Annotated in this window: 15 protein-coding genes and 3 pseudogenes; 6 read left to right on the top strand and 12 right to left on the bottom strand. The window is 60.8% G+C overall.

Annotation, left to right across the window (positions count from 1 at the left end; all coding sequences use genetic code 11):
- Positions 1-85: 85 nt before the first annotated feature.
- Together hspQ and SIC17_RS14825 are read left to right on the top strand one after the other, a co-directional pair.
- On the top strand, positions 86-421 hold the full coding sequence (gene hspQ, locus SIC17_RS14830) for a heat shock protein HspQ (RefSeq protein WP_291896510.1): 336 nt from the start codon (positions 86-88) through the stop codon (positions 419-421).
- Positions 422-512: 91 nt separating this feature from the next.
- Positions 513-1,583 carry an acyltransferase family protein gene (locus SIC17_RS14825; RefSeq protein ID WP_412545853.1) on the top strand — a complete coding sequence of 357 codons (1,071 nt, stop codon included), beginning with the start codon at positions 513-515 and terminating at the stop codon, positions 1,581-1,583.
- A gap of 15 nt (positions 1,584-1,598) precedes the next feature.
- Here the strand turns inward: SIC17_RS14825 and SIC17_RS14820 are convergent, their stop codons facing one another.
- Positions 1,599-2,612, bottom strand: coding sequence for a fumarylacetoacetate hydrolase family protein (locus SIC17_RS14820; RefSeq protein WP_291896365.1), 1,014 nt, complete (start codon positions 2,610-2,612; stop codon positions 1,599-1,601).
- Positions 2,613-2,786: 174 nt separating this feature from the next.
- Positions 2,787-3,248 (bottom strand): hypothetical protein, encoded by a 462-nt coding sequence (locus tag SIC17_RS14815; protein ID WP_291896367.1) that lies wholly within the window; start codon positions 3,246-3,248, stop codon positions 2,787-2,789.
- Positions 3,249-3,339: 91 nt separating this feature from the next.
- On the opposite strand from SIC17_RS14815, the gene SIC17_RS14810 reads away from it, so the two are divergent.
- Positions 3,340-4,251: a LysR family transcriptional regulator gene (locus tag SIC17_RS14810; protein ID WP_291896369.1), complete on the top strand. Its 912-nt coding sequence runs from the start codon at positions 3,340-3,342 to the stop codon at positions 4,249-4,251.
- A gap of 19 nt (positions 4,252-4,270) precedes the next feature.
- On the opposite strand, the pseudogene SIC17_RS14805 reads toward SIC17_RS14810, so the two are convergent.
- The 6 genes and pseudogenes from SIC17_RS14805 to SIC17_RS14780 all read right to left on the bottom strand — a co-directional run bounded on the left by SIC17_RS14805 (position 4,271) and on the right by SIC17_RS14780 (position 8,943).
- Positions 4,271-5,953 (bottom strand): annotated as a pseudogene (locus tag SIC17_RS14805) (TIGR01244 family sulfur transferase).
- Between the two features lie 55 nt (positions 5,954-6,008).
- The gene (locus SIC17_RS14800; protein ID WP_412545852.1) at positions 6,009-7,067 is read right to left on the bottom strand and encodes an isoaspartyl peptidase/L-asparaginase family protein; all 1,059 of its coding nucleotides are present in this window, start codon (positions 7,065-7,067) and stop codon (positions 6,009-6,011) included.
- Between the two features lie 58 nt (positions 7,068-7,125).
- The gene (locus SIC17_RS14795) at positions 7,126-7,539 is read right to left on the bottom strand and encodes a hypothetical protein (RefSeq protein WP_412545851.1); all 414 of its coding nucleotides are present in this window, start codon (positions 7,537-7,539) and stop codon (positions 7,126-7,128) included.
- Positions 7,540-7,606: 67 nt separating this feature from the next.
- Positions 7,607-8,134, bottom strand: a complete 528-nt coding sequence (locus tag SIC17_RS14790) for a hypothetical protein (protein ID WP_291896376.1) — start codon at positions 8,132-8,134, stop codon at positions 7,607-7,609.
- 95 nt (positions 8,135-8,229) lie between these two features.
- Positions 8,230-8,421, bottom strand: a complete 192-nt coding sequence (locus SIC17_RS14785; RefSeq protein WP_291896377.1) for a hypothetical protein — start codon at positions 8,419-8,421, stop codon at positions 8,230-8,232.
- A gap of 39 nt (positions 8,422-8,460) precedes the next feature.
- Complete coding sequence (locus tag SIC17_RS14780; protein ID WP_412545850.1) at positions 8,461-8,943, bottom strand: sulfite exporter TauE/SafE family protein; 483 nt, start codon at positions 8,941-8,943, stop codon at positions 8,461-8,463.
- Positions 8,944-9,057: 114 nt separating this feature from the next.
- Here SIC17_RS14780 and SIC17_RS14775 point away from each other — a divergent pair, with 114 nt between their 5' ends.
- A complete protein-coding gene (locus tag SIC17_RS14775) occupies positions 9,058-9,828 on the top strand; it encodes a DUF2189 domain-containing protein (protein ID WP_412545849.1) in 771 nt (256 codons plus the stop codon).
- 38 nt (positions 9,829-9,866) lie between these two features.
- On the opposite strand, the gene ccoS is transcribed toward SIC17_RS14775, so the two are convergent.
- Positions 9,867-10,007, bottom strand: a complete 141-nt coding sequence (gene ccoS / locus SIC17_RS14770; RefSeq protein ID WP_291896383.1) for a cbb3-type cytochrome oxidase assembly protein CcoS — start codon at positions 10,005-10,007, stop codon at positions 9,867-9,869.
- Between the two features lie 17 nt (positions 10,008-10,024).
- A complete protein-coding gene (locus SIC17_RS14765) occupies positions 10,025-10,510 on the bottom strand; it encodes an HAD-IC family P-type ATPase (RefSeq protein ID WP_412546934.1) in 486 nt (161 codons plus the stop codon).
- A gap of 138 nt (positions 10,511-10,648) precedes the next feature.
- On the opposite strand from SIC17_RS14765, the pseudogene SIC17_RS14760 reads away from it, so the two are divergent.
- Together SIC17_RS14760 and SIC17_RS14755 are read left to right on the top strand one after the other, a co-directional pair.
- Positions 10,649-12,000 (top strand): annotated as a pseudogene (locus tag SIC17_RS14760) (IS3 family transposase).
- A gap of 79 nt (positions 12,001-12,079) precedes the next feature.
- Positions 12,080-12,454, top strand: a complete 375-nt coding sequence (locus tag SIC17_RS14755; protein ID WP_291896387.1) for a hypothetical protein — start codon at positions 12,080-12,082, stop codon at positions 12,452-12,454.
- Here the strand turns inward: SIC17_RS14755 and SIC17_RS14750 are convergent, their stop codons facing one another.
- Entirely contained in the window at positions 12,455-13,963 is a 1,509-nt protein-coding gene (locus tag SIC17_RS14750) for an alpha/beta hydrolase (protein WP_412545848.1), read from the bottom strand.
- Positions 13,964-14,191: 228 nt separating this feature from the next.
- Positions 14,192-15,157: pseudogene (locus SIC17_RS14745) on the bottom strand (cbb3-type cytochrome c oxidase subunit I); the annotation flags it as partial.
- Positions 15,158-15,312: the final 155 nt, after the last annotated feature.

Genomic DNA, 15,312 nt, shown 5'->3' with positions numbered 1-15,312 from the left:
CAAGACTTTGCACAGCCCGACGCAGCACTGCGCTCGAACTGTCAGCAATCACGCAAAGTTAAGCAGAGTGTGGCAATATGACGTGATGGATATCCGGCACGCCAAATACGGTCTCGGCGACGTGGTGCGTCACCGCCTCTTCCCCTTCCGGGGCGTGGTGGTCGATGTCGACCCGGAATTCGCCAATACCGAGGAATGGTATGAAGCCATTCCCGAGGATATCCGCCCGTCCAAGGACCAGCCATTCTATCATCTCCTCGCGGAGAATGATGAAAGCTATTACGGCGCCTATGTTTCCGAAGGCAATCTCCTGCCCGATGCGGAAAACGGCCCGGTCGGCCATCCCGAACTCCGGGACGCCTTCGACGAATTCGACGGCCAGCGCTACCCGCTCCGCGCCGAGGATGTTCGCCCGAATTAGGGTCGCCAGCGAAGCGCGCCGTGACAAACTCCAGCGCGGCGCAGATATTGCGTGCCAGCCCATCAGAACAAGCTTCCGGGAGGCCGCGGCCATGAGCAGCACCAATCTGGCACAATCTCGCCATGGCGGTATTGATACGCTGCGTGGCCTGGCCTGTATCCTGTTGCTGGTGCTGCATGTCGTCGGTGAGCAGGCCACCAACGGACTGCGGGTCCCCGATGATCATCCGCTGGCCATGTTCACTGCGGTTTTCTTCCATTTGCGCATGCCGCTGTTCGCGATGCTGTCGGGCTTTGTCTATGCCTATCGACCACCGACGCGCGAGGTGAGCGGCCAGTTCGTGACCGGCAAGATGCGTCGTGTCGGCCTGCCCTTCCTGTTCGTGACAACCATCTATGGCGTAGCCAACACCCTGCTGGGTGCCGGTTACGGTGTGCCGTGGGGCGAGTTCTGGCAGATCTATGTCAGCGCCTATGCCTATCTCTGGTTCCTGCAGGCGGTGCTCATCCTCTTTCTGGTCATCGGGGCACTGGATCTGATTTTCCCCAAGGCACGATTGCAAGTGGCCACAGGATTCCTGGCGGTCACCTCGGCGCTGTTCCTGTCCGATATCGGCCGGGGCATTGAATGGATGTCGTTTGACCGCACGCTCTACCTGGCGCCCTTCTTTGCGCTGGGCGTCTTCCTCAACCGGTTCGAGGGCGAAGCAACACGCGGCGTAAAGACGGCCTTCCTGTCCAGCATGGCCCTGTTGGGCACGATCCATTTCATCGGAGTCTTTGCTGATCCGTCCGCCGTGATCGAGCGGCGTGATGCCATGGCGCTCGGCCTGGGCCTCACGGCATCTGGCTCGCTGATCCTCTTTCGCAATGTGCTAAATTTCGCGCCGCTGGCGTGGATCGGCCGGTTTTCCTTCGGGATCTATCTCTACCACATGTTCCCGGTGATGGCCCTGCTGGCAGTCTACAAGATCATGGGCTTCCCAGATCCCTGGCTTGGCCTGGTCATCGGCGCCACGGCAGGTCTGACCCTCTCAATCGCTGCGGAAATCATTGCCCGCAGTCTCGGCCCGGTGATGCCCTGGCTGCCCGCGCTGACGCTTGGCCTCAAGGTATCCGGCAAAGAAAAACGCCGGCACGAAACCGCACCGGCGTCTGTCTAGGGCTTTTGCGAAGGCCTAGCCCTCGTATTTCACGACGGTCTGTTCGATCGCGCCGAAGATGGACTTGCCGTCCTTGTCCTTCATCTGGATCTTGACGGTATCGCCATACTTCATGAACGAGGTCGAGGGCTTGCCCTCATTGATCGTCTCGATCATGCGGATCTCGGCGATGCAGGAATAGCCCACGCCGCCCTCGGAAATCGGCTTGCCCGGACCATTATCCAGCTTGTTGGAAATCGTGCCTGAACCAATCACGGTGCCGGCGGTGACCGGTCGCGTTTTCGCCAGGTGAGCGACCAGCTGCGGAAAATCGAACGTCATGTCGACACCGCAATCCGCCACGCCGAAAGGTTCGTTGTTATAGTGCACGACCAGCGGCAGCGAGACTTTCTTGCCATCCCAGGCATCGCCCAGCTCGTCCGGGGTCACAGCGACCGGAGAGAAGGCCGTCGGCGGTTTGGACTGGAAGAAGCCAAAGCCCTTGGCCAGCTCGGCCGGGATCAGGCCGCGCAGCGAGACATCATTGACCAGCATGATGAGGCGGATCGACTTGGCGGCTTCCTCCGGAGAACAGCCCATCGGCGCATCGCCACAGATCACGGCGACCTCACCTTCCATGTCACATCCCCAGGCCTCGTCGCCCAGCGGGATGTCGGCGCGCGGCGCCAGGAAAGCGTCGGACCCGCCCTGATACATCAGCGGATCAGTCCAAAAGGTTGCCGGCATTTCGGCATTGCGCGCCTTGCGCACCAGTTCCACGTGATTGACATAGGCCGAGCCGTCCGCCCACTGAAACGCACGCGGCAACGGCGACAGGGCGTCATGTTCATGGAAGCGCTCGCGCGGAATGGTCTCGCGATTGAGCTGTTCGTAAAGGCTCTGCAGCTCGCCCTCGCATCGCTCCCAGTCATCCAGGGCCGCTTGCATGGTCGGGGCGATGGAAGACGCGTCCGCATACCAGGCGATGTCCTTGGAAACGACGACCAGCTTGCCGTCGCGATGACCGTTTTTCAAAGATGCGAGTTTCATAGTGAACCACTTGCTTGTTGGGTGGAAGCTGATGGCTATCGCTACTCACCGCACAAGACAAGCTCAGTGTGAAGCTTCATCGCCTCACCCGCCCACATACGCAGGCAGCAAAAAGCCGGAGCGGGGGAGCGCTCCGGCTACAACATCAGCCTTGGGCAAGCTGATGGGGGGAGTTTAGCTGCACTGGGCCAAGGCCATGTTGGCCTGGACCTCGTCCTCACCACCGGCAACGGCAGCAGCAGCCTGGAAATCAGCCGCGGCAGCCGAGCGGTTGCCGGCAAGCCAGTTGGCAGCGCCGCGATTATTCAGGGCACGCCAGGCGTCAGAGCTCTGTTCGATTGCCGCATCACAGGCGACAATGGCTTCAGCCGCATCGCCGGACGCAGCATACGCATAACAAAGGTTGGACAGGGCCACGACCTTGTCGCGCGGGGAAGCACCGGATTCGGAAACTTCCGTGCCGAAGTGGATGGCTCGTTCCCACTGGGCGCGGCGCAGGGAGTTGAACTGCGCACGGACTAGGGCATTAGAAGTACGGTTGAAGGCAAACTGCGGCTCGGCCTCGCAGGACTGAGCCGTTGCAGCAGTGGTCGGGGCGGCGACGAGCGCCGCAGCAATAAGAATCGTTCTGAACATCTCGCTCTCCATGAGTGAACAGCGTTTATATTTAGAACGAAGTTATATGAATATCATTGACCAATAGCACATTACCTGCATACATAAATGTATGGATGACTGGTCAGACTATCTCGTGTGCCTCACGGTCGCGGAATGTGGCAGCCTCACGGCCGCCGCCGCGGAACTCAATGTCTCCCAACCTACCGTCACCCGCCGCCTTCAGGCGCTGGAGTCCCGGCTGGGTGAACCCTTGTTCGAACGCGAAAACGGGCAGTCCAAGCTGACATCGCTGGGTGTACGTATTGTCGGCCATGCCCGGCGCATGCGCGAGGAAGCCTCCGCCATCCACCGCGCTGCCATCGCGCAGGACCAGTCCCTGACCGGACTGGTTGTCATTTCGGCATCGGAAGGTCTGGGCGCGGACTGGCTGCCAGGCGCCCTCGCTCCGTTCCAGCGGGAAAACCCCGGCATCGGGATCGAGATCGCGATCAAGAATCACCCGGCGAACCTGGCTGACCGCGAAGCCGATATTGCCCTGCGGTGGAACGGCCCCGGAACCCAGCAAAGCCTGATTGGCCGGCGCGGCGCAACAGTTGGCGCTGGGCTCTATGCTTCGAAAACCTATCTAGAGCGGCACCGTCACCCGACCAATGTCGAGGATCTATCGGATCACGCCTGTGTTGCCTGGTCGATCGGGGACTATTTTGGCTGGCCCAAGACGCCTGAAGGTTCAGCCGTCGTACCGCATCACGTTGCCTTCAAGGCCAACAGCCCGGCCAGCCATATCAAGGGGCTGGAAGCCGGTTACGGCGTTGGCGTGACCTCGCACCGCCTCGCCCGACGCTGCGGTGACCTGGTCCGGTTGCTGCCAGACTTTTCCACGTCGCTGGATCTGTGGATCGTGGCCCATGAAACCGTGCGCAAGAGCGCCCGGATCCGGGCGGCGTTCGACCACATCGTCGCCCAGATGAAACGTGACAGTGAGTATTTCGAACAGGGAGAGGATTCGATTCTCTCCTAGTTCGCTTGCGATGACGGTTCTAGTCCACTTCAACCTTGATCCGGGTCGGCTTGGCCAGCCATTCATGACCGCGCAGCATGGCTCTCCAGTAGATCGGCGGCAGGAGTTTTTCCTCAAGGAACCAGGCTGCACGAGTCGGTTTCTGGCCATCAATCAGCCAGCGCGGGAAGCTTGGCAAAAGCGTGCCGCCGTAGCCGAACTCGGCGAGAACAATCTTGCCGCGCTCGACAGTCAGCGGGCAGGAGCCATAACCGTCATACTGGGCCACAGGCGAACGACCGCGAATATCAGCCGAGATATTCTCGGCAACGACCGGGGCCTGTTTGCGCGCTGCGGCGGCTGTCTTGGCGTTCGGCGCATTCATGACATCACCCAGCGACCAGATGTTCTCATAAGTCTTGTGACGAAGGGTGAACTGGTCGACATCCACCCAGCCAGCGGCATCCGCCAGAGGTGAGACACGGATGAAGTCCGGGGCCGTCTGGGGTGGGCAGACGTGGATCATGTCGAATTCCTTCTCGACACGGACCACTTCGGTGTCCGGCTTCTTTACGTCAAACCAGGCTTTTTTTTCGCCTCGCCATCAATAGCCACCAAATTATGGAAGAAGTTCAGCTGGGCGCCATACTTGTCGATATATCGCTCAAGCGCCGGCACATAGTCCTTCACGCCAAAGAGCACGCCAACGGCATTGCAAAACTCGATCTCGATGTCGTCTATCACCCCCCGACGCGTCCAGGCATCCCCGGAGAGATAGAGCGCTTTTTGCGGCGCACCGGCACACTTGATCGGCATGGGCGGCTGGGTGAACAGGGCCCTCCCCTTGTTCAGCGACTGCACCAGCTCCCAGGTATAGGGCGCCAGGTCATATCGGTAGTTCGAGGTCACGCCATTGCGACCCAGCGTGTCGGTCAGGCCCTCCACGCCATCCCAGTCCAGCTTGAGGCCGGGGCAGACGACCAGGCGGTCGTATTTCACCACGCGGCAGCCATCGAGAACGACAGCATCCTTTTCCGGCTCAAAGGAGGCAACAGCAGACTTGATCCAGGTCACCCCGCCCGGGATCAGCGCGCCCATGGGGTTCGCCGTACTTTCAGCGTTGAAGACGCCGCCGCCCACCATGGTCCAACCCGGCTGATAATAATGGGTGTCGGCCGGGTCGATAATAGCGATGGACAGGCCATACTCGCGTGTTTGCAGGCTGGCAGCTACGGAGACACCGGAGGCGCCGCCACCAACAATCACGACATCGAAACGCGCACCCCCGGTCTCAGTTGGCGTGGAACCGCCACTGGCCACGCGGCGGGCAATTCCGGTCATGTCATGACCAGCTGCAGAGGTCGCTGCGAGGATATCCTCCATGGACATGGTCGCAGCGCTGTGCAGTGACCAGAGCGTCGCCGAGCGAGTGCCCGTGCGGCAATAAGCCAGGACCGGCCCCGGCAGCGAGCTGAGCGCTTCGCCGAATTTCGCCGCATCCTCGTCCTGCACCCTGCCCGCGACGATCGGCTGATAGAGCGCTTCAAGCCCAGCGGCCTGGGCGGCTGCACTGATCTCGTCAAACGTCGGTTGATCCGCACCCTCGCCGTCAGGACGATTGCAGATGACTGACTTAAAGCCTGCCTCCTTGATGGCAGCGATATCCTCGACGGTAACCTTGGGGGCTGACGGACAGCTGGTCCGTAAGGGCTTTGATATCCAAGGGGGTACCTTTCAGGGTTTGGTCTGGATCTGAATGTCGGGCAGTACGGGACGGGCTAGTCCTCGTCACCATAAATGCCCACAACCGGCTCGCCGCCTGCACTCTGGCGGGCACGATACATGCCGGGTGTGTTGAAGCTCCACGCGACATCTCCGGACGGTGTCAGGGCGACAATACCACCATCACCGCCCATCGCGGTCAGCTCATCCTGGATGACCTGGTCAGCGGCCTCCTGCAAGGACAGCCCCTGGAACTCGACCAGCGCACAGATTCGGCTGGCCACCGTCAGGCGGATAAAATACTCGCCCGTACCCGTTGCGGACACGCCGCAGGACTGGTTGCTGGCATAGGTGCCGGCGCCCAGGATTGGGCTGTCACCGACACGCCCCCAACGCTTGGCGGTTGTTCCGCCGGTGGAGGTTCCCGCGGCGATATTTCCGTCACTGTCCAGGGCTACCACGCCAACTGTGCCAAACCGGTGTTCGCGGTCATCCTGTTCCAACGTGCCGTGATCGACACCCTCTGCCTCCGGCGCGTCCTCAGGGCGATCCGGGGCCGCTATGCCCAGACGATCGAGGGCGCGCTCCATCGACTGCCAGCGGCGTTCCGTGAAGAACCAGGCGGGTGGCACCATTTCCAGCCCCTGCTCGATGGCAAAAGTCTCTGCGCCCTCTCCTTGCAGCATGACATGGCGAGAACGGTCCATGACGGCCCGGGCCAGTGAGATAGGATGACGGACCTGGGTGACACCGGCAACGGCGCCGGCGTTCAGGGATGCGCCGTCCATGATGGACGCGTCGAGCTCATTCTTGCCGGCAGCAGTGAAAACAGCTCCGCGACCAGCGTTGAACAACGGATCATCTTCCATGCCGTGGATCACGGCCTCGATTGCGTCCAGCGCACTGCCACCGGCCTCCAGCACTGCCTCGCCGCGGTCGAGCGCAGCATGCATGGCTGCCCGGTACTCTGCTTCGCGCTCGGCTGTCATACGCCCGCGCTCGATCACGCCTGCGCCACCATGGATAACCAGCGCCCATTCGGGCTGCTCCTGGGCCTGGGCAAAGGGTGTAAGTACAGTCGCGGCCAGCGCAGCGGCAATCGCCTTGAATTTCATGATGCTCCCCCTCAATTGCGCGCAGGATGACCCGTTCGCAGGGCCGGGGCAAGCACAGCTAGATCGCAATAATGTCAGGACCTTCGTCGTCGAGCAGATAGTGCGCGGCTTCGTCTAGTGATTGTACCGCCCAGGCAAGATGCCCGGCGCGGCGGAAAGCATCGAGGATGAAGGAAAGCGCGTGCGGGTCTTCATTGCGGTGCCATACTGCGCCCCGTCCGGGCGGGATCACGGCGGTCAGTGCCGCCAGGCGATCTGCCGTCTCCCGAATGCGGTTTGCCTCATAGCTGGCCTCCCGCAAATCCACCAGAACCGCGTCGCATCCACGCTCGGCCAGAAGCCGGACCAGTTTCTGGCGCATCAGGGCAGCCTCGGGCCCGGTCTGCTCGCCCGTCGCTCGCACCATGACGACCTGACCGTCCAGGGCGGTCGTCAGATAGGTTTCCGGGTCTGGATGATTCTCGCTCGGCATGGCGCTTCTCCTGCAGAGAATCTGCAGCAGACAGTCCCGTCGCTCAAATCATAAGCGATAAATCGGCCTACTGCATCGCCATCAGCGTGCACAATGGGCGCATTCCGCTCAGATGACGGTGGGAACGTGTTCCCGAAGCGCCATCGAAATAGAACTGGATGCCCTGCACTGCCCAGCCAGCTTCACAATCGACCCGCTGGAAATCGGTCGCACACTCACCAACACTGGCCTGCGCCGTCTGGCCACTCCCGGAGTGCAATCGCACGACGGCGATTTTCTCGTTGCGATCCATGCAGGCGCTCAGCCCGGTGACTTCCTCGGCAATACCCATCAGCGCCGCGGAGGCATCGCGCACATGCCGCCCGACGACCCGGCCGGAACAGAATTGCGAGGTTCGCGGCGGTGCACCACGAAAGAAGGCGCGAACCTGGCAGGCCCGGCTACGTCGCTCAGTGATCTGCAGTCCGTAAAGCGCTCCACCACCCTGGCTCAGAAGTGTTGACTGGTGCTCCGTGACTGCGCCCACGACCTGCGCATCGCCTTCGCCTGCGATCGTCAAGGTGAGGCTGGAGGCCAGTATGAGCGTGAGAAGCATGGTGTTCGCCTTCATCATGATGTCTACCCCCGAGCACGGACTAGATAGCGCGACCGAGAAGGCGGGTCTTCTCGCGCTGCATCACAACTGCGTGCTTATTCGACAGGAATGCCGCAGAAGGCTGCGATTTCCTTCCAGGGCAGCGCCGCTGACAGAATGCCTACTGCGACTATGGCCAGGCCGGTCACCGTTCGCATGCCCGGGCGAGCCGCAAAACTCATCAGCTTGGCGGCGCCAAAGGCGGACGCCAGGACTGCGGGCAAGGTTCCTACGCCAAAGCCGGCCATGATCTCGGCGCCCTACCCTGGCGAACCTGAAGGCATGGCTTAGAACAGCGCGGCATAGACCATCCCACAGGGCAACAGTCCCCAGAGGAAACCAGCGAGCACCGGTGTGGCTGCGCTCAACTTTCCGCCCAGTGGATTTTGCGCGATGCGTATCAACCCCGCGCCGACGCGATCCAGGCCAGCGAGTGCCGGGGCCCAGCCCGCGACGGAGAGGCCGATACAGACCAGTGTCACTGCACCGGCCCAGCGCAGGATCGTGAAGCCTTCGGCGCGATCGGCGTCGAAATAGAACTGGCTGCCGATGGCTCCCAGCACCGCACCCGCCAGCATATAGGCTGCAATACGCCCGAACTGCGCCTTCAGTATCACTATCCGGCGCTCGTTCTCACTTGCCTCAGGCGCCAGCGTAAACATCAGACTGGCGGCAATTCCGCTGCACATGCCCACGCAGTGAAGGCTCGAGGCAAAACCCGCGAGCAATCCGCCCAGAATGCTGAGGTCGGCGAGACCGGCTGGTGGCATGTTCTTTCTCCTTGGCCCCGACCTTATGTCCCGGAATAATCACAAAAAACGTGTGGCGTAATGACGCGCAGATTTCATACGCCTGTCGGGCGAATATGGAGGGGGAGGATTAACATGGTCACTTTGAAGAAAGTCCGCCGGGACGCACCCTGGAAATGGCTCAAGCTGGGCTTCGAGGATCTGCGGCGCGCACCGCTGGTCTCGATCAGCTATGGTCTCATCTTCGTGCTGGGCGGCCTGGCCATCAGCGGCACGCTGTGGGCCTTTGGTGGCGAGGAGGCCATTCCGGTCGCGCTAAGCGGCTTCGCGCTTATCGGCCCCGCCCTGGCCATCGGCATCTACCAGGTCAGCCACGCCTTCGAACGGGGGGAGAAACCACGTTTCCGCGTGGTGATTTCCCGCTATCCCTCTCGCATCTCCCAGGTCAGCTTCATGAGTGTGATTCTGGTTTTGCTGCTGCTCTGGTTCCACATCGCCCAGATCCTGCTCATCGTGCTGGCCCCGTCCGGGCCGTTCCATCCGGGCGAGTTCATCCAATTCATGCTGACAGCCCCCGAGGGCATGACCTTCATGATCATCGGCACGATCACCGGCGCCATCCTGGCGGCTTTCGCCTTCACGATCTCCGTGCTCTCCTTCCCGATGCTGATCGATCAGGATGTGGACGCTGTCACGGCCCTGGTCGCGAGTTTCCGCTCGGTCCTTGCCCAGCCTTTCGTGATGATCACCTGGGCCTGGCTCATCGCTTTCATGGTTGTTGCGGGATCAGCCGTCTTCACCATCGGCCTGGCCTTCACCTTCCTATGGATCGCGCATGCGTCCTGTTATGCCTACAAGGATTTCGAACCGAGGCCGGAGCCATCGGCCAGCGCAGCAAAAAGCTGAGATGAACGCCCGGCACAGCCGGGCGTTTTCATTCGCGCTCAATCGCGATCGAGCGGCTTGTCGTCATCCATGAGGATGCGGTGGGCGGCACCATCGAGATGCTCGAACTGGCCGGATTTCAGGCTCCACATGAAGCCGGTCAGGCCGGCCAGGCCCATCAAAAGGGCGAGCGGAATCATCCAGATCAGGAAAGACTTCAGCGAGCGAGCCTCAACGCATTCAATATCACCAGAAGCGAGGATGCGGACATGGCAATCGCCGCAACCAGAGGCGTGACAAAACCAAACACAGCCAGTGGAACCGCGATCATATTATAGACAACGTCCAGGCCAAAATTCTCCAATACGCGGCGTTTCGCGCCGCAGGAAACATCCATCGCCCGGACCATGCGGTCGAGCTTGTCGCCCTGCAGCACAAAATCCGCGGCGGCCTGGGAGATTTCTACTGCTGAGGCAAGAGACACCGAAATATCAGCGGCAGCCAGGGCGGGCGCGTCATTGATGCCATCACCGACCATGGCGACCTTGGCGCCCTGTTCCTTAGAGGCCTGGATACGCTCGATCTTGTCCTGCGGTTTCAGCTCGGCCTGCCACTTGTCCAGCCCCAGCTCCTCAGCGATAGCGGCTACCGGAGCCTGGCGGTCACCGGAAAGCAGGATCACGCGGCACACGCGCTTGTGCAGCGCATCGATGGTTTCGCGCGCTTCCGGGCGCAGCTTGTCTTCAAAGCGGAAACTGTCCCCCGTCAGCGCCTATGGCACAGATTTGAGGTTGTGATTTAAGGCGGATTTGGGTTTCGTCGTAGTGACGAAGGAACGAAGATGAAGCCCAAATCCTCAAGGTCTAAATCGCCTGCCGAGCAGGTGGTGAAGGACATCCGCCGAAAGGCCCGTCGGCATTTTTCCGCTAAAGACAAGATCAGGATCGTGCTCAACGGCCTGCGCGGTGATGACTCCATCGCCGAGCTGTGCCGCAAGGAAGGCATTGCCCAGAGCCTGTATTACTCCTGATTCAAGGAATTCATGGAAGCTGGCAAGCGTCGGCTTGCCGGTGACACCGCCCGTGCTGCTACCACGGACGAGGTGAAAGATCTTCGCCGCGAGGCCCGCGATCTGAAGGAGTGTGTGGCCGACCTCATCCTGGAGAACCGCCTGCTCAAAAAAAGCATGGTCGCGGATGGGGGAGACAACGAATGAGGTATCCCGCATCCGAGAAGCTGGAGATCATCCGTATCGTCGAGCAGTCTCACCTGCCCGCCAAGCAAACGCTGGACCAGATCGGCGTGGCAAGGCGAACCTTTTACCGCTGGTATGACCTCTACATTGAAGGCGGGCCGGAGGCGCTGGCAAACCGGCCATCGACGCCGAGCCGGGTGTGGAACCGCATCGGTGAGGACATCCAGCAGCAGATCGTCGAGATGGCGCTGGAGCTGACCGAACTGTCTCCTCGCGAACTGGTGGTGCGCTTCACCGACGAGCGGTGCTACTTCGTATCCGAAGCCACGGTTTATCGCCTTCTCAAGGCCCATGATCTGATCACCAGCCCGGCCTACACGGTGATCAAGGCGGCAGAGGCGTTCCACACGCAGACGACTCGGCCCAACGAGATATGGCAGACCGATTTTACCTACTTCAAGATCATCGGATGGGGCTGGGTCTACCTATCCACCGCGCTCGACGATTACTCGCGCTACATCATTGCTTGGAAGCTCTGCTCCACCATGAGGGCCGAGGACGTCACCGAGACGCTCGACATGGCTCTGGCAGCCTCAGGCTACGACCACGCCAACGTGCTGCACAGGCCGCGGCTCCTGAGCGACAACGGCCCGAGTTACATCGCCGGAGAACTGGCCGATTATCTCAATGGCAAGCAGATGGATCACGTTCGCGGCGCGCCCTTCCATCCGCAGACCCAAGGCAAGATCGAGCGCTGGCACCAGCCCCTGAAGAACTGTGTGTTGCTGGAGAACTACTTCCTGCCCGGCGATCTCGAACAGCAGATCGAGGCCTTCGTCGAGCATTACAACCACCAGCGCTACCACGAGAGCTTCGACAACGTCACACCCGCCGACGCCTACTTCGGCAGGGCACAAGCAATCATCAAACGAAGAGAAAGGATCAAGCGACAGACACTCGAACATCGGCGCTTGCAACACCGCAGGCTCGCCGCCTAAACATCAATCCCAGACGAGGCCCACACTCCGCAATCCTACGCCGCGAGTTGTGCCAAATGTTCTGACGACGGACACTAAGATGGATAAGTTCTTCTCGACCCGCATGATGTGGAATTGGAATACGGAAGAGGCTCCGCAGGACGGCTCTCGTTTCCTCGCATTCATCCCCGCAGCGAAGGAAGCTAATCGGGTGCAGCGCGTCCGTTGCAAGCGCGGTGAACTCTCGCTTGATAGCGGGTTCTACAACGACCACGGAAACCCGGTCGAGATCGACGCCTTCTTCGCGTGGACCGATCCGGCTGAGGAACGTCGCATCCTCGACGCCTTCTCAATTGATGAGCCGGATGGTCACGAACTGCTCGATGAGCAAATCAACCATAAAGAGCTCGCAGGACCGCCTGACGTCCAGCGCGCGCGACCGTGCCCGCTCAGTTGGGGAGATCGGTCCGCTTGATCAATAGCCGTGCTTATCCAGGAACGCGTTGACACGGGTACGGGTGAGGTGCGCGCGGTCCGGATCACGCAGGAAGAAATGACCGGCCTGGGGGAAATCAATCATGTCGACAGACGTGCCCTGGGCGCGGGCGGCTTGGGCAAAGGCCGTGGCCGTCTCAAAGGAACAGTCCGTATCCTCGTGGGCATGGGCGATAAACAGCGGGGGTAGCGCTCCGTCCATCATGTGCAAGGGTGAGAGCGAGCGGGCGGTTGGCCAGCCTCCGGCAATCGAGATCATGTAGCCGTCATCGGTCATGTCCATACAGCCGGAAAAGGAGAGGGCCAAATCAGGTCGCGAGGGCGAAGTCGGCGCTTCCAGTGTGGCCGCTGCGACGGAGAGATGCGCGCCAGCGGAAAAACCCGACACGCCGATCCGGGACGCGTCGATGCCATAGGTCTGGGCATTCTCGCGGAGCCAGGCGATCGCATCTGTCACATCGGCGAGACTGTCTCCGGCCCGCACACCGAAACGCCCCCGCGTGCGATACTCAATCTGCGCCACCACATGGCCGCGATCCTTGAAGAAACTACAGGGCCCGCACCAGCTCCAGGACCCGAAAAACCAGCCACCGCCGTGGACCCAGACCATGGCGGGACGAAGGTCATCATCCGCGCTCCAGTCGTCGGGCAGGTAGATATGAATCTCCAGATCATAATCGTCGAAGGTCTTGAAGGTCTCGATGATATGACCGTCCCGCTCGGCGCGTTCGGCGGCGACCATCGCCAGGATATCGTCGGACGCCTCGCCCGGGCAGGCGGCGCGGTGATCTTCGGCTTCGGTGTGCAGGCCATCGGCGGCGTTTTCCTCCACCCAGAGCCTGAGAGACTGGGTGTTGAGGTAACACTGGATATCGGGATGACTGAACCGGTGGCCCGACTCCAGCTTGGCCGTCAGGAATTGCACGGTGCCGGGCACATCTTCGTCAAAGCGTGTATCGGCCCAGTAATCGCGCAGTCGTTCGATGAAGCTGCGATACTCGTCCAGTTCGAGCAGGTCCGCCCGTCCCAGATCCACCTCGTCGAGATAGGCATCATAGGTGGAACTGGGACGAAAGGCGCGATCCTGCGTCAGGCGTCCGTGCATCGGGCCGTAAAGCAGACGACCGATGGCCCATTCATAATGGATACGCGTGATGTAAGCCTCGGCTGAACGATCATGTTCGACTTCCAGTGCGCGCAGTTGTGTTTTCCACCCGTCGATCTCCTCTGCCCAGCCGGTGATGAAAGCTTGTTCGTCGAGGGCGGCGAGTTCGCGATAGCGACTATTGAGTATCTCGGTCCAGCGCGCGGCAATCGCATCGGCCTCAGCCTGAAAACCGCTTGCCTCGTCCTGTGCCCCAGTCTGCGTCTGGGCCTGAGCCTGACTCGAGACCGATAGAACGAGGAGGGACAAGGCAAGCAGGCTGGCGGCAAGCCCGATAAAGCGCAGATGGAACATGATAACCTCGACACATGCAGATCCGGCCAAGCTAGACGGTTCAGGCGCAATCGTCACGAGAGAAAGCGAGGGTTGAAGCGCCTCGGGTTAAGGGGCTCTTGCGAACGGAAGCAAAAGGCCCGAACCGTCGGGGCTTCGGGCCTGATAATGAGAGGCGGGCGCGGGTTTTCCGGCGCGATCTGTCCCCCGTCAGCGCCTATGGCACAGATTTGAGGTTGTTATTTAGGGAGGGTTTGGGTTTCGTCGTAGTGACGAAGGAACGAAGATGAAGATCAGGGACCAGAAGTGGATGATGGAGAGGCGGTAGGAATAGACCGGACGCTGTACCCGCTTCGGAATGCAGTAGTACATGATGCCAAGAAAACCTGCCGTCAGGAAGAAACCAACCGCGTTGTGGCCATACCACCACTGGGTCAGAGCGTTCTGCACACCGGCCATCAGCGAGTAGCTGCGCGAGCCGAAGAAATCGACCGGCATGGCCAGGTTATTGACCACGTGCAGTACCGCGATCGTCAGGATGAAGGCGAGGTAGAACCAGTTGGCCACATAGATGTGCGGCTCCTTGCGCTTCATCAGCGTGCCGAGGAAGACCAGGAGATAGGCGACCCAGACCACGGTCAACCAGAGGTCGGCATACCATTCCGGCTCGGCATATTCCTACCCCTGGGTGATGCCGATCAGATAACCGGACGCCGCGATGACGATGAAGAACTGATAGCCCCAGAAGACGAACCAGGGCCAGATCCCGCCGGCAATGCGCGTGCGGCACGTCCGCTGAACGACGTAGAAGGATGTCGCGATCAGCACATTGCCGCCAAAGGCGAAGATCACCGCTGACGTATGCAGCGGGCGCAGGCGACCAAAGCTCAAAAAGCCGAAATCATCGAAATTGAGGATCGGGAAGGCCAGCTGGGCAGCGATGATGACACCAACCAGCAATCCGGCAACGCCCCAGAAGAGCGAGGCGATGACGCCTGCCTTGACGATGTCCTCGTTATAGTCGGACTGATCCGTGATCACACCGCCGCGCGCCGCAGCGCCGACGACCAGGAAAATGCCCGTCAGGAAGCCGCCGAGAATCAACCAGGACTGCCCTTTCATGGCAGCATCCGGCGCAAAGGCAGCAGCGAAGAGCGCCCAGAGCGCCCCTAAAATTGTAATTAGACCAACGCCAGCAAGGTTTATATCAAACCCGCTACGCTGGAGAGATTGCGACGAAGTCATCGACGCCCCCGGTTCTTGATTGCCTGTCAGGTCTCCGGGTTACGGGTTCAATTCCACAAAATCTGTATGGCAATTTGTTGCGCGACAGGATGGACGCAGTTTGCACGCCCTGCGCTTACCCATTTTTCGCGACGGATTTGCCGTTCAGGTTGCGT

Origin of the sequence: Maricaulis sp. MIT060901 (assembly GCF_047123815.1) — a bacterium.
Classification (GTDB): domain Bacteria; phylum Pseudomonadota; class Alphaproteobacteria; order Caulobacterales; family Maricaulaceae; genus Maricaulis.
The sequence above is the reverse complement of the archived record's forward strand: the minus strand, read 5'-3'. Positions and strand labels throughout refer to the sequence as shown.

What these genes read in the sequence shown, in the direction of transcription:
- hspQ (WP_291896510.1), top strand. Translation starts at nt 86, where the DNA reads ATGGATATCCGGCACGCCAAATACGGTCTCGGCGACGTGGTGCGTCAC.
- SIC17_RS14825 (WP_412545853.1), top strand. Translation starts at nt 513, where the DNA reads ATGAGCAGCACCAATCTGGCACAATCTCGCCATGGCGGTATTGATACG.
- SIC17_RS14820 (WP_291896365.1), bottom strand. Translation starts at nt 2,612, where the DNA reads ATGAAACTCGCATCTTTGAAAAACGGTCATCGCGACGGCAAGCTGGTC.
- SIC17_RS14815 (WP_291896367.1), bottom strand. Translation starts at nt 3,248, where the DNA reads ATGTTCAGAACGATTCTTATTGCTGCGGCGCTCGTCGCCGCCCCGACC.
- SIC17_RS14810 (WP_291896369.1), top strand. Translation starts at nt 3,340, where the DNA reads ATGGATGACTGGTCAGACTATCTCGTGTGCCTCACGGTCGCGGAATGT.
- SIC17_RS14800 (WP_412545852.1), bottom strand. Translation starts at nt 7,067, where the DNA reads ATGAAATTCAAGGCGATTGCCGCTGCGCTGGCCGCGACTGTACTTACA.
- SIC17_RS14795 (WP_412545851.1), bottom strand. Translation starts at nt 7,539, where the DNA reads ATGCCGAGCGAGAATCATCCAGACCCGGAAACCTATCTGACGACCGCC.
- SIC17_RS14790 (WP_291896376.1), bottom strand. Translation starts at nt 8,134, where the DNA reads ATGCTTCTCACGCTCATACTGGCCTCCAGCCTCACCTTGACGATCGCA.
- SIC17_RS14785 (WP_291896377.1), bottom strand. Translation starts at nt 8,421, where the DNA reads ATGGCCGGCTTTGGCGTAGGAACCTTGCCCGCAGTCCTGGCGTCCGCC.
- SIC17_RS14780 (WP_412545850.1), bottom strand. Translation starts at nt 8,943, where the DNA reads ATGCCACCAGCCGGTCTCGCCGACCTCAGCATTCTGGGCGGATTGCTC.
- SIC17_RS14775 (WP_412545849.1), top strand. Translation starts at nt 9,058, where the DNA reads ATGGTCACTTTGAAGAAAGTCCGCCGGGACGCACCCTGGAAATGGCTC.
- ccoS (WP_291896383.1), bottom strand. Translation starts at nt 10,007, where the DNA reads ATGATTCCGCTCGCCCTTTTGATGGGCCTGGCCGGCCTGACCGGCTTC.
- SIC17_RS14755 (WP_291896387.1), top strand. Translation starts at nt 12,080, where the DNA reads ATGGATAAGTTCTTCTCGACCCGCATGATGTGGAATTGGAATACGGAA.